Here is a 13,492-nt window from a genome sequence, read left to right as displayed (position 1 = left end):
AATTTAAAAAGATATTCATATGAAATTTAATATATCAATAAGTGTAGCCAAAATATTTCTCTCCGTAGGGATATTGCTTGGATCTGGCTGTTCCAGTTTTCTTGATGAGGCAGCCCCTTCAAACCTGACACCGGAAAGTTTTTATACTATACCGGACCATGCCGAGGCTGCAATAGCTTCTGTTTATGCCGATACCAGGTTTATAGGTGGTGATGGAGGAATTTTTTCATCGACCTGGCAATTACTTGAGGCCCCTACGGGCACCTCGACGACCGAAACTGCTCAAAACTCAGATCTCAACAACCTTTATTCACTCACCTATGACGGAAACACACAGCATGTGATCAATTGGTGGAATGGTTTGTACAGGGTTATTGCGCAGGCTAATTTGGTTCTTGAGAAAGTACCGGCAATTACTCCAATGAATGAAGCACAGAAAAAGCGAATTTTAGGTGAGGCCCGCTTTCTTCGTGCCTGGGCCTATTTTTATGCAGTCAGGTTATGGGGCGATGTGCCGATTATTACAAAACCGCAAACTGTAACGTCCGAAGATTTTAGCCCTGCCCGTAGTCCCCAGGAAGCGGTATACAAGTTAATTGTCGAAGACCTGTTAGCCGCAGAAGCTGCTGGTTTTGCGTGGATGGATGTTAGCGGAAGGGTTTCCCAAGCCGCTGTAAAGTCACAGCTATCCAGGGTTTACCTGACTATGGCCGGACAACCCCTGAATAAGGGTGCAGCTCATTATAAATTAGCAGCAGATAAAGCGTATGAAGTTATTACCTATGCTAACGCTAACCCCGGAACAATTAACCTTTTTCCTACTTATGCCGATGTTCATAATGAAAGTTTGAAGAATAGGACTGAGCATATTTTTATGCTTCAGTATAATGTTCTGGTGGCGGGCAACCCTATGGGCAACATGCTTCCTAACTTTAAGCCTGTGACATTCTCTGGTCCGGGTGGTACCGGAAGCACTATTCCAACACCTGCATTCTATAATTCCTATGAAGCCGGTGATTTAAGGGCAAAAAATCAGGTAGGCTATTTTTATACCAGCTATTTTACCAATGGAAGCGGTGCTCCCTTTGAATTAGGCGCTCCTTATATTTTTAAGCACTTTAATACCACTGCATTTGGCGCTTCCGGTGCACCTGGTACACGCAATAACAATCTTAATGTCCCACTTATCAGGTATGCAGAAGTACTTCTAATTTATGCAGAAGCTCAAAATGAAGCGGGCGGCCCTAATATGGCAGCTTATGATGCCTTTAAACGAATCCGGGACAGGGCCCAGCTCAGCACTCCTGCATTTGGAACATACAACCAATCTACGTTCAGGGAAGCCGTATGGAGAGAGCGCTGGCATGAACTATGTTATGAAGGTATCACTTGGTTTGATATGGTCCGTCTGCGAAAAGTATATAATGAAAGCACAAATGGGTTTGATAACTTTGTTGGGCATATCAATAAAAGTACAACTCAGCCCCTGCAGACAAAACATTTATTATTCCCTCTGGGTATTCAAGAAATGAATAATAATCCTAACTTGAAACCACAAAACCCGGGATACTAATTTTATATTATTCCTTATAGTCCTCATCTGTAAATCATGCAGATGGGGATTTTTTAATAATAAACATTCACCCTTAACAAAATAAGTTCAAAAATCCAATTATGCTAAGATTGAAAATTACTTCTTTAAACTTCGTGGCAGCTACCGGAATTATTTGGTTGTGCAGCACCGGTTTGTCCTTATGCCAACAGGTACAATCTAATACTCCCCTCACAGATTTGTCCTCTTTCAAAAGTTCAGGAAAAACCTGGCAGATCGTCGGCGATGTCACCGTGAATTTGAACAAGCCAAACATGTTAAACACTTCCAAAGGCACCGGTATCCTGATTAATCTTTCGGATGAAAAGAATCATGGGAGCGATCTGTTTACCAATACCGAACATGGCGATATGGACCTTGAACTTGATTATATGATGGCAAAAGGCGGTAACTCTGGAATTTATTTACAGGGGCGTTATGAATTACAGTTACAAGACACCTGGGGGGCAAAAACTCCTACATCCGGCAATAATGGCGGGATATACGAACGCTGGGACGATAACCGCCACGAAGGTTACGGTGGCTATGCACCCCGTCAGAATGCCAGTCGTGCACCGGGTTTGTGGCAACACCTGAAGATATCATTCCAGGCCCCGCGTTTCGATGCCGGCGGTAAGAAGGTTGAAAATGCCAGGATGCTGCGTGTAGAGCTAAATGGAGTGATTATACACGACAACATTGAACTGTCAGGGCCTACACGCGGAGCCATGAGCAATGATGAAAAAGCTACAGGTCCCCTGCGTTTCCAGGGCGATCATGGTGCGGTAGCCTTCCGCAATATTAAGATCACCAGATTTGATACGCCACGCCCGGCCGAAAGTGTGGCTAACAATCCTAATGTGGTGGATCCGATACTGATTGATGCCCCGGTAAATACCATTCTCCGCAGTTTTGTTGATCTCCCGGATGGCCCTAGGGTGGTACATGCGGTTTCTGTCGGCAGTCCGGAACAGGTGCATTATACCTATGATATGGATAATGCCATGATTATTCAGCTTTGGAGAGGCGGATTTTTGAATGCAACCCCGATGTGGCATAGCAGGGGTGATGGTTCCTCCCTTCCATTAGGGACAGTACAGCGCTTTGGTAAGCCCGTACTGGCTTTAGCCAGGCTCGGCTCTCCGCAGGCCGCATGGCTCAGCGATACTGCAGGTACTTCTTACAGGCCCAAAGGTTATGTGATCGATGATCAGGGAAGCCCCGCATTCCGTTACCTGAGCTATGGCTCCCTGGTAAGTGATTTTACAAAAGCGATGGAAAATGGCCGTGGCATCAGTAGGAAAATCAGTGTGGCTAATCCAACTAAAGATCTGTATTTCCGACTGGCTGAAGCAGCATCCATTGAAGAAATTTCAAACGGTATGTACCTGATCGATGATAAGTCGTATTATCTGCGTTTGGAAAATACTGGTGGCTCAAAACCTATCCTACGCGATCTTAATGGCCGTAAAGAGCTTATTATCCCTGTCGGTGCAAGTTTAAGCTATTCAATTTTATTCTAATTCCGAAAAGAAACATGAAACATATCATAAAATTAAACAAAGCATTTCTGGTAATCTTTTTTATTGGATTTACCGGAATTTCTGCCTTTACACAGGAAACACCTAAGGAGGAAGATTTCTTTAAAATCATGAAGGTTGCTACTCCTGAAGGAATAATTCTTGAAGTTGGTGGCCTGGTTAATCTCCCGAATGGCGACCTGGGTATATCAACCCGTCGCGGCGATATATTCATGGTGGAAAACCCGACCAGCAGCAGGCCGTATTTCCGCAAATTCGCCTCAGGTTTGCATGAGGTTTTAGGATTGGCGTATAAAGATGGCGCATTTTATTGTGCCCAGCGTGGTGAGCTTACAAAACTTGTGGACACCAATATGGATGGCAAGGCCGATGTATATGAAACAGTTTATTCCTGGGGACTATCCGGGAACTATCATGAGTATAGTTACGGGCCAAAAATCGCCCCGGATGGATCATTTTTTGTATCGGGCAATCTGGCTTTCGAGAAAGAAGAATGGTGGCGGGGGAAAAGCCGTCAGCCAGGGCGTGGTTGGATGATGCATATTTTTGAAGATGGACGTATGGAACCATGGGCTACGGGGATGCGTTCGCCAGCTGGTTTAGGAATGATTAATGGCGAATTATTTTACACCGATAATCAGGGTGATTGGATAGGATCAGGCGGTTTATGGCAGGTTGCTAAAGGTGATTTTATGGGGAATCCCGGTGGTTTGGCCTGGACAGGCTTGCCAAATTCACCACTTAAGTTGACAACCGCGCAGTTTTATGCAAAAATTAATCCCCGCCAGGAAAAAGATGCTCAAGGACGTTACATTAAGCCGGAAAATGTGGTTAATGAGAAATTCGTAACATTATTTGACATGAAGAAGGAAATTCCGGACTTGCGTTTACCAGCTGTCTGGCTGCCGTACGGTTTCCTGGGTATTTCCACTTCAGAACCTATTTCCATTCCCGAAGGCAATTTTGGGCCATTTGCAGGGCAGGTATTAATAGGCGATCAGGGAATGAGTATGATCTCCAGGGTATTCATGGAAAAGGTGAATGGTGAATATCAGGGTGTATCCTTTGCTTTCCGCAGCGGTTTTCGTTCAGGGGTATTGCGTATGGCATGGGCAAAAGATGGTTCCCTTTTTGTAGGCGAAACCAATCGCGGATGGGGCTCTGCCGGTGAGGCCAACGAAGGGCTGGAACGCCTGGTATGGAATAATAAGATCCCCTTTGAAATGAAAGCCGTGCGGGCAATGCCTGATGGCTTCGAAATTGAATTCACCCAGCCGGCTGATCCTAAATCTGCGGAAGACCTGGCTTCTTATTCGGTGGGAAGTTATATCTATAAATACCACCCGGTTTACGGAAGTCCGCCGGTTAATACAGAGAAATGTACGGTTAAGGGAGTGAAATTATCAGCTGATGGTCTGAAAGTGAGAATTATTGTCGATAATCTTCGCAGGTATTATATTCACACGATTAAACTTGACGGCATCCGCGAAAAGGAAAACTATTATTCCCTGGTTCATCCTACCGCATATTATACGCTGAATAATATCCCCCAGGGAGAGAAAATGTCTATGAATGGGGTAAGCACAAAGAACTCTTCAATAGCTGATAACTCAGCTTCAAGCTCATCTGCTTCTAAAAGTACCACGGTTAAAACTTCCATCACAGTAAAACCATCTGCAGAGCAGGCCATTGATATGAAGGTTAATGGAAAAGCCCCAAGTTATTTTGATGTTAAAGGACTTCTAGTTAATTATACTTGTTTATCCTGCCACAATCCTGAAAAGAAACTGATCGGGCCATCCTTTACGGACATTGCTAAACGCAAACACAGTAATGATAAAATAGTGGAGCTGATCCATAATCCGCAACCTCAGAACTGGCCGGAGTATCCAACAGAAATGGCACCAATGCCACAGGTAACGAAAGAAGATGGGCTGAAGATTGCTGCATGGATTAATTCATTAGCTAAATAGTGGAATTAAATAGTTTAAATATTAAGATAAGCAGCAAAATCCCGCTTTTTTTAGGTGGCCTATACTTCCATTATTTTTGAAATGAGTTAAGTATATTATAATTCCTGCAAAGCATAGAATATTTTTATCTGCTTATTCTGCCGATCTTTATGTAGATTGAAAATGTACTGATTTAAGGAATGCTTGTATTTTCTGCTGATATGGTTTGCAGAATCCTCCACTTGCTGAATGTCTCATCATGGGCTTTTACTGGAAATGTTCAAGCTCATCCCTTGCTGGTACAGTATGGCATAAAATTACCTGGAAAACCATTGAAAAATATAGATAAAGTGCTTGTGTATTTATTAGCAGGTCAGGGGTAGATGTAAAACAGTTCTCCCTCAAATGTTTTACAAAATGCTAAAGGCCTTCACTTAATCAAAAATTTGAATATCTTAATTGCAAAAAATAAAAAGTGTCATGAAACAGGTTTTACGCAGCCAGCAATGGTTTGGCAAGAAAGGTAAAGATGGGATAATCTACAGAGCCTGGATGAAAAATCAGGGTATTCCGGATTATGAGTTTCAGGGCAAACCAATAATAGGAATATGCAATACCTGGTCGGAACTGACACCCTGCAACGCGCATTTCAGAGAGCTTGCTGAGTCGGTAAAAAGAGGAATCTTCGAAGCCGGCGGTTTTCCGGTTGAGTTTCCGGTTATGTCATTGGGAGAAACTCTCATCAAACCAACGGCCATGCTTTACAGGAATCTGGCCAGCATGGATGTGGAGGAATCGATCCGGGCAAATCCTATGGATGGAGTTGTATTATTGTGCGGATGTGATAAAACCACACCTTCACTGGTAATGGGAGCCTGCAGTGTCGATATTCCCACAATCGTGGTATCGGGCGGACCGATGCTTACCGGTAAATATAATGGCCGGGATATTGGCACAAGTGATGTCTGGCGATTTACAGATGATGTAAAATCAGGTATCATGTCGGAAGAGGAACTAAATATTGCTGAGGCGGGTTTGTGTCGTAGCCAGGGGCATTGTGCGGTTATGGGTACAGCATCTACAATGGCCTGCATGGTTGAATCTCTGGGACTCACTCTTCCCCAGAATGCAGCCATTCCTGCCGCCGATTCAAGACGTAAAGTTCTGGCACAACTGTCAGGTAAAAGAATTGTTGAGATGGTCAGAGAAGACCAAAAACTATCCGGCATTCTGACGAAAAAAGCTTTTGAAAATGCCATCAAAGTAAATGCCGCTATCGGTGGTTCAACCAATTTCGTCATTCACTTACTGGCGATCGCCGGCAGGATCGGCGTTCCTCTGGAGATCGGGGACTTTGACCGCCTCTCAGCCTCCATTCCGCTTCTGGCAAACCTGCAGCCTTCGGGAAAATTTTTCATGGAAGACCTTTATTATGCCGGCGGAATACCTGCCCTCCTGAAGGAACTTGATGCTTTCCTGAATACAGATTGCATCACTGCCAACGGAAAAACAATCCGGGAAAATTACCAGAGAGCAGAGTGCTATAACCGGGAGGTAATTGCCTCCATCGATAAACCATTTAATACTGCTACTGCACTGGCTGTTTTACATGGTAATATTTGTGAAAACGGTGCAGTGATCAAACCAACTGCCGCAAGTCCGCACCTTTTTCAGCATAGTGGTAAAGCGGTAGTATTTGAAAATATCGAGGATTATAAATTAAGAATTGACGATCCGGATCTTCCGGTAGATGAAAACAGTATCCTTGTTTTAAAGAATGTCGGCCCCAAAGGCTATCCGGGAATGCCGGAAGTAGGCAATATGACCTTGCCTTTAAAACTGCTCGAAAAAGGGATCAAGGATATTGTCAGGATCTCTGATGGCCGTATGAGCGGAACAGGTTTTGGAACGGTTGTATTGCATGTATCTCCGGAGGCTACACTGGGAGGAAATTTCAGTGTACTTGAAACCGGCGATCTGATCACCCTGGATCTGAATGCCCGTTCACTGAATGTCGATCTCAGCGAGGAGGAATTACAAAGCAGAAAGGATAAGTGGAAGCCTTCCCCGATTCTTGCAGAGAGAGGATATACCAGCCTCTACATCAACAATGTAGAACAGGCGCATTTGGGCGCAGACTTCGATTTCTTAAAAGGTGGTTCCGGAAGCGAGGTTACAAGAGACTCTCATTAAATTCAAAAATTAGAACATGCAAATAAAGTCTTTCGATAAAAAAGTTGCGATTGTTACGGGCGCCGGGCAGGGAATTGGTTTCGAAATATGCAGGCAATTGGCTAAAGAAGGAGCTGTGGTCATATTAAATGATCTGGATTCAGATCTGGCAGAGGATGCAGCAAATAAAATTCGCGGGGAGAATGGCAATTGCATTGCCCTTCCGGGTGATTCAAGTGATCTGAGTTTTATTCAGAGCATGGTTGATCTGGCCGTCAAACAGTTCGGACATCTGGATATTGTAATTGCTAATGCCGGCATTACTTTATTCGGAGATTTTTTAACCTATTCCACCGAATCTTTTAACCGGGTTTTGAAGGTTAACCTGGAAGGCACTTTCTTTCTGGCACAGGCTGCGGCTAACCAGATGAAAAAACAATCATCGGGAGGGTCAATTTTATTTACTTCTTCGGTTACCGGACATCAGGCACATAAAGATCTTGCCGCTTATGCTATGACTAAAGCTGCTATAGAGATGCTGGCAAGAAATCTAGTCATAGAACTTTCTTCCTATAAAATTAATGTCAACACAATTGCGCCAGGTGCCACCATAACAGAAAGAACACTGGGAGACCCTGAATATGAAACGACCTGGTCTAAACTTTCTCCTACGGGTCGTCCATCTACTACAAAGGATATTGCAGATGCAGCCCTCTTCCTTGTTTCTGATAAAGCTAAGCAAATAACCGGGCAATGCCTCATTATTGATGGTGGATGGTCATGCATTAGCCCATCGCCATTTTAATAATAAACCTTTTTGATATAAATAATTTTTTAACGTAGAACTGATAAAATGGAAAGATTTGTATACTATTTCTGGCAGCTTATTATCATCACCGTTTGTTTCACAGCATGTAACCCCATAAACAAGAGCAGAACTAGCAGCAAAATCTCTCCTGAAATAAGTGCAGAATGGCAAACAGGCGTGGCTTTATATTCTTTTAACAGATTTTCTTTTGCTAATGCCTTGGCAAAGGCAGACAGTGCAGGTGCCAAATACGTTGAAGGCTTCTTCTTTCATAAACTGGGAAATGAATTTAATAACAATACTATGGGCACTGTTTCCAAAGAAGAGATAAGTAAGATGAAGCAGATGATGGACAAAAAAGGCATTAAGATGAAATCTATGTATGTTGGCGGAGCCAAAAATGTGAGTGAATGGAAATTCTTTTTTGATACCGCTAAAGAACTTGGAATGCAATATTTGGTTTGCGAACCTCAGAAAGACCACTGGGATATGCTTGACAGCCTGGCAGGCCTGTACAAAATCAGAGTAGCCATTCATGAACATTCGAAAGAATCAAGTATTTACTGGCATCCGGATTCTGTACTGGCTGCTTTAAAAGGCCATCCAAACATGGGTGCCTGCGCTGATCTTGGTCATTGGGCAAGAAGCGGACTTGATCCGGTAAAATGCCTGGAAAAACTAAATGGGAATATACTGGGTATACATCTAAAAGATATAGACAGGTTTAATGATACAAAAGCGAATGATGTAAATGCAGGAACAGGCGTAATCAATTTTCCGGGTGTTGTCAGAGAGTTAAAACGTCAAAATTTTAATGGGATGATCTATGTAGAGTGTGAACATAATATGGATAATAATCTGGCCGACGTGGTGCAGACAATCAGGTATTTTGAGAATCTGGCTAAAAAATAAAAAGATATAAGGTTAATTTTTCACAGCAATTAAATAAGTATTATTATAAATAATTAAGCAATCTTATGGCATTTGAAATTAAAAAGAAGGGTGAATTATACGATGTCATTATCGTAGGATCAGGAGCAGGTGGCGGTATGGCTGCCAAAATACTGTCTGAAGCTGGTATTAAAGTAGCATTATTGGAAGCTGGTCCTGATTATGATCCTGCTAACCCGGAACAGCAAACCCAATTAAAATGGCCATACCAATCTCCGCGCCGCGGAGCAAACACAAACCGTGCTTTTGGCGATTTTGATGCGGCTTACGGTGGATGGGAAATAGATGGTGAGCCATATACAAAGCAGGAAGGTACTGAATTTGACTGGTTCCGTTCCCGGATGCTGGGGGGACGTACCAACCACTGGGGTCGGATTTCACTCCGCTTTGGCCCGAATGATTTTAAACGTAAAAGCATAGATGGACTGGGAGATGATTGGCCGATCTCATATGATGATATAAAACCTTTTTATGACCGTGTAGACAAAATGATCGGTGTATTTGGCACGAAGGAAGGTATATACAATGAGCCAGATGGCCATTTCCTGCCACCTCCCAAACCGCGTTTGCATGAGCTAATGATCAAAAAAGCGGCTACCAGCATTGGAATTCCTGTTATACCTTCCAGGTTATCTATACTTACCAGGCCGGTAAATAAAGATCGCGGATCCTGCTTCTTTTGCGCTCAGTGTAGCAGAGGCTGTACCGTTCACGCTGATTTTTCTTCTTCTACGTGTTTAGTTAAGCCTGCCAGAAAAACAGGTAATGCAGAGGTCTATGTCAATGCTATGGCGCGTGAAGTTCTTACTGATAAAGAAGGAAAAGCTACTGGTGTTTCGTATATCGACAAAACAGATATGCAGGAATATCAGATTAATGCTAAAGTGGTCGTATTAGCAGCCAGCGCATGCGAATCAGCCCGTTTATTACTTAATTCGAAATCATCACAACATCCAAATGGCCTTGCCAATTCCAGCGGCTTAGTCGGAAAATACCTTCATGATTCCACCGGATCGTCCCGCAGTGCATTTATACCCAGCTTGATGGACCGTAAACGGTACAATGAAGATGGAGTGGGTGGCATGCATCTGTATATCCCCTGGTGGAAGGATAATAAAAAGCTGGATTTTGCCCGTGGTTATCACATCGAATTTGGCGGAGGTATGGGAATGCCCTCTTATGGCTTCGGATCAGGAATTGAAAGGAATAATGGAAAATATGCCGGTAAAGATGGGAAGATGAAAGATGCAGGTGGTTATGGTGCCTCACTTAAAGATGATTATCGCCGTTATTATGGCGCGTCTGTAGGGTTTTCTGGCCGTGGTGAATGTATTCCACGCATTGATAATTTATGTGAAATAGATTCTAATGTGGTAGATAAATACGGAATACCAGTGCTGAAGTTTAATTATACATGGAGTGATCATGAGATAAAACAGGCCAGGCATATGCAGGATACATTTGAAGAGATCATTCAGGCGATGGGCGGAGTAGCCAATGGGGATAAACCAGGTGAAGATAAAAAATACGGACTCTTAAACCCGGGAAGGATCATTCATGAAGTAGGAACAACCCGTATGGGTAATGATCCTAAACATTCTGTGCTAAACAAATTTAACCAGGCTCATGATGTAAAAAATCTGTTTGTGGTAGATGGAGGAGCTTTTGTATCTCAGGCGGATAAAAATCCTACCTGGACTATACTGGCTCTATCTATGCGTGCTTCAGAGTATATTATTGATGAACTTAAAAAGCAAAATATATAATCTGAAATAATCAGATCTGGAAAATATTAAATTAAATAGGATATTATGGATAGAAGAGAATCCCTTAAAGCCCTGGCTTTAGGCTCACTAAGCGCAGGCACATTATTGTCAGCCTGCAATAAAAAAACTGACGATAAAAATATAGCAGGTAACCTGGAAGATTACGGTCGCACACCAGAGGAGAAGGCAATTGACACAAAACTTATGAAGGAGAAATTCTTCACCGATTCTGAAATGGCAACAATCACTATTTTATGTGATATAATCATTCCTGCCGATAGCCAATCGGGCAGTGCTTCTGATGCAAAAGTGCCTGAATTTATTGAGTTTATGGTTAAAGATCAGCCTAAAAATCAAACTCCCATGCGTGGCGGACTACGCTGGCTGGATATAAAATCATCCAAAATGTTTAAAAAATCATTTTCTGATGCAAGTAAATCGCAGCAGCTGGAATTGGTGGATCTGATTGCATATCCGGATAAAGCTAAAGCTGAAAATATGCAGGGTGTGTCATTCTTTAACACGATGCGCAACCTTACGGCTTCCGGATTTTTTACCAGTAAAATAGGTATTGAGGATATGAACTACATGGGCAACCAGCCCAATGCCTGGGATGGCGTTCCGGAAGATGTATTGAAGCAATACGGTTTGGAATATGATGAGAAAACCCTGGCTCAATGCCTTAAAAATGAAGACAGAGGCAAAATAATGACATGGCCTGAGGCGGGATAAAAAATTTGTTATCATTATTATGTTCGGGGGTGCAATTTGAGTATATGAAGGCTTTCATGTGAAAAGCATTTGCTAAAAAGGCTTGATCCCGAAGGTAAAATTTTGCTATTTATAAACAGTTTATAACAAGAATGTTAAAATTCAAAAAACAAGACTCTAATTTCAGATCAATTATGAAAAAACTTATTATACTTTGCGCAATCAGCTTATTTCTGATATCATGCTCAAACTTATCCCGGAAAAATAAAGCAGGTGCTTGGATTAACCTGTTCGATGGCAAATCACTCAATGGCTGGAAAGCCAGTGAAAATCCGGGTACATTCAAAGTAGAAAATGGATCCATTATAGTTGAAGGACCAAGAGCACATTTGTTCTATGTAGGAACCGTAATGAATCATGATTTCAAAAATTTTGAATTCAAGGCCAGGGTAATGACCATGCCGGGTGCTAATTCGGGCATATATTTTCATACAGACTATCAGGAGAAAGGTTTTCCCTCCAAAGGCCATGAAGTGCAGGTTAATAACTCACATACCGATTGGCGCAGAACAGGTAGTTTGTATTCTATTCAAGATGTTAAGGAAGTTACAGTAAAGGATAACGAATGGTTTACTGAGCATATCATTGTCCGGGGTAAAAAGGTAACTATTAAAATAAACGACAAGACTGTTGTTGAGTATATAGAACCGGACAATGTAGAGCGTTCTAAAGACCAGGCTGGGAGGGTGATATCTAATGGAACCTTTGCTTTACAGGGGCATGATCCTAAAAGTAAAGTGTTTTATAAGGAGGTGATGGTAAGGCCACTACCCTACTAAGGGCATTTTTTAAAGACATCTGGGAGTAAGTTAAAAAGTATCAGATTAGTAATCATTATTTCATAATCAATAAATGAAAGCCTCTGTACTATATCCATCGCAATGTATTCTTGGAGAAGGACCAATATGGCATGCGGAAAGAAAATGCTGCTTTTGGGTTGATATTGAAAGAGGCATTTTGTATGAATATAATTGGGTGAGTAAAGTAACCAAAACCTGGAGATTTGATTATAAGGTTACAATGGTTACTCAGGGGACAAATAACAATCTTATTTTAGGATTAAACGGTGGTATTGCAAGATTTGATTTAAAATCAGAAAGGCTGGAATGGCTTCTGGATATTGAAACGGAATTAAAAGAAAACCGTTGTAATGATGGTGCATGTGACAGCCAGGGAAGATTATGGATAGGTACTATGCATATGGACTTTAAACAAGGGGCTGGTTCTTTATATTGTATTGACAAAAATCTGAATATTCTCAAAAAAATAGATAAGGTTACCATTTCAAATGGAATTGTATGGTCTTTGGATAATAAAAGATTATACTACATTGATAGCCCAACACAGGGGGTGCAATCTTTTATTTTTAAGGAGGAAACCGGGGAAATTTTTTTTGAAAAAAATGCAATTCGGATACCTGTCGAAATGGGAACACCTGATGGTATGACTATAGATCAGGAAGGAATGTTGTGGATCGCACACTGGGGTGGATATGGCATTTATAAATGGAACCCACACGATGGTTCCCTTTTGGATAAAATCGAAATCCCAGCCCCTTATGTTACTTCCTGTACTTTTGCGGGCGAAAACCTTGATCATCTTGTCATCACAACAGCCAGGGGTGATTTAAATGAAGAGGATCTTGCCCGGTACCCGGATAGCGGAAATGTATTTTGGGCAAGAGCAGACGTATTCGGGACTGAATCCAATACATGTATAATATGATAATATATTATTTCGAATACTATATCATTCCTAAAGAACCTCTTAAAATAAGCAGTAAGTGTAAGTTCAATTAAGAAATGCAACAAAGGTGTAATTAAATTCTAATGAATTTACTAATTAATATCATTACTGTCCACTTAAAACAAGCTGAGTGACAGTTGGTTACAATTTAGTTCTTTGACATCTTTGTAGTCTATATTTTTAAGTAGCTCATT

Annotated in this window: 10 protein-coding genes; all 10 read left to right on the top strand. The window is 41.9% G+C overall.

Features of this window, described 5'->3' with window-relative positions; translation table 11 throughout:
• Window positions 1-19: 19 nt before the first annotated feature.
• Window positions 20-1,573: a RagB/SusD family nutrient uptake outer membrane protein gene (locus BLR27_RS05740; RefSeq protein ID WP_090701730.1), complete on the top strand. Its 1,554-nt coding sequence runs from the start codon at window positions 20-22 to the stop codon at window positions 1,571-1,573.
• A gap of 101 nt (window positions 1,574-1,674) precedes the next feature.
• On the top strand, window positions 1,675-3,114 hold the full coding sequence (locus tag BLR27_RS05735) for a 3-keto-disaccharide hydrolase (protein WP_090701727.1): 1,440 nt from the start codon (window positions 1,675-1,677) through the stop codon (window positions 3,112-3,114).
• Window positions 3,115-3,128: 14 nt separating this feature from the next.
• Window positions 3,129-5,105 (top strand): hypothetical protein, encoded by a 1,977-nt coding sequence (locus BLR27_RS05730; RefSeq protein ID WP_245704451.1) that lies wholly within the window; start codon window positions 3,129-3,131, stop codon window positions 5,103-5,105.
• 459 nt (window positions 5,106-5,564) lie between these two features.
• Window positions 5,565-7,277 carry an IlvD/Edd family dehydratase gene (locus BLR27_RS05720; protein ID WP_090701719.1) on the top strand — a complete coding sequence of 571 codons (1,713 nt, stop codon included), beginning with the start codon at window positions 5,565-5,567 and terminating at the stop codon, window positions 7,275-7,277.
• Between the two features lie 16 nt (window positions 7,278-7,293).
• The gene (locus BLR27_RS05715; RefSeq protein WP_090701715.1) at window positions 7,294-8,061 is read left to right on the top strand and encodes an SDR family NAD(P)-dependent oxidoreductase; all 768 of its coding nucleotides are present in this window, start codon (window positions 7,294-7,296) and stop codon (window positions 8,059-8,061) included.
• 48 nt (window positions 8,062-8,109) lie between these two features.
• A complete protein-coding gene (locus BLR27_RS05710; protein ID WP_090701711.1) occupies window positions 8,110-8,976 on the top strand; it encodes a sugar phosphate isomerase/epimerase family protein in 867 nt (288 codons plus the stop codon).
• 65 nt (window positions 8,977-9,041) lie between these two features.
• Window positions 9,042-10,781 (top strand): GMC family oxidoreductase, encoded by a 1,740-nt coding sequence (locus BLR27_RS05705; RefSeq protein WP_090701706.1) that lies wholly within the window; start codon window positions 9,042-9,044, stop codon window positions 10,779-10,781.
• 45 nt (window positions 10,782-10,826) lie between these two features.
• A complete protein-coding gene (locus BLR27_RS05700; protein ID WP_090701702.1) occupies window positions 10,827-11,513 on the top strand; it encodes a gluconate 2-dehydrogenase subunit 3 family protein in 687 nt (228 codons plus the stop codon).
• A gap of 173 nt (window positions 11,514-11,686) precedes the next feature.
• Entirely contained in the window at window positions 11,687-12,331 is a 645-nt protein-coding gene (locus tag BLR27_RS05695) for a 3-keto-disaccharide hydrolase (RefSeq protein WP_090702276.1), read from the top strand.
• A gap of 73 nt (window positions 12,332-12,404) precedes the next feature.
• Entirely contained in the window at window positions 12,405-13,277 is an 873-nt protein-coding gene (locus BLR27_RS05690; protein WP_090701698.1) for an SMP-30/gluconolactonase/LRE family protein, read from the top strand.
• The last annotated feature ends 215 nt before the right edge of the window (window positions 13,278-13,492 follow it).

The organism is Daejeonella rubra, from assembly GCF_900103545.1.
Lineage (GTDB): Bacteria > Bacteroidota > Bacteroidia > Sphingobacteriales > Sphingobacteriaceae > Daejeonella > Daejeonella rubra.
Note: the sequence above shows the minus strand (reverse complement) of the source record. Positions and strands in the feature narration are given on the sequence as shown.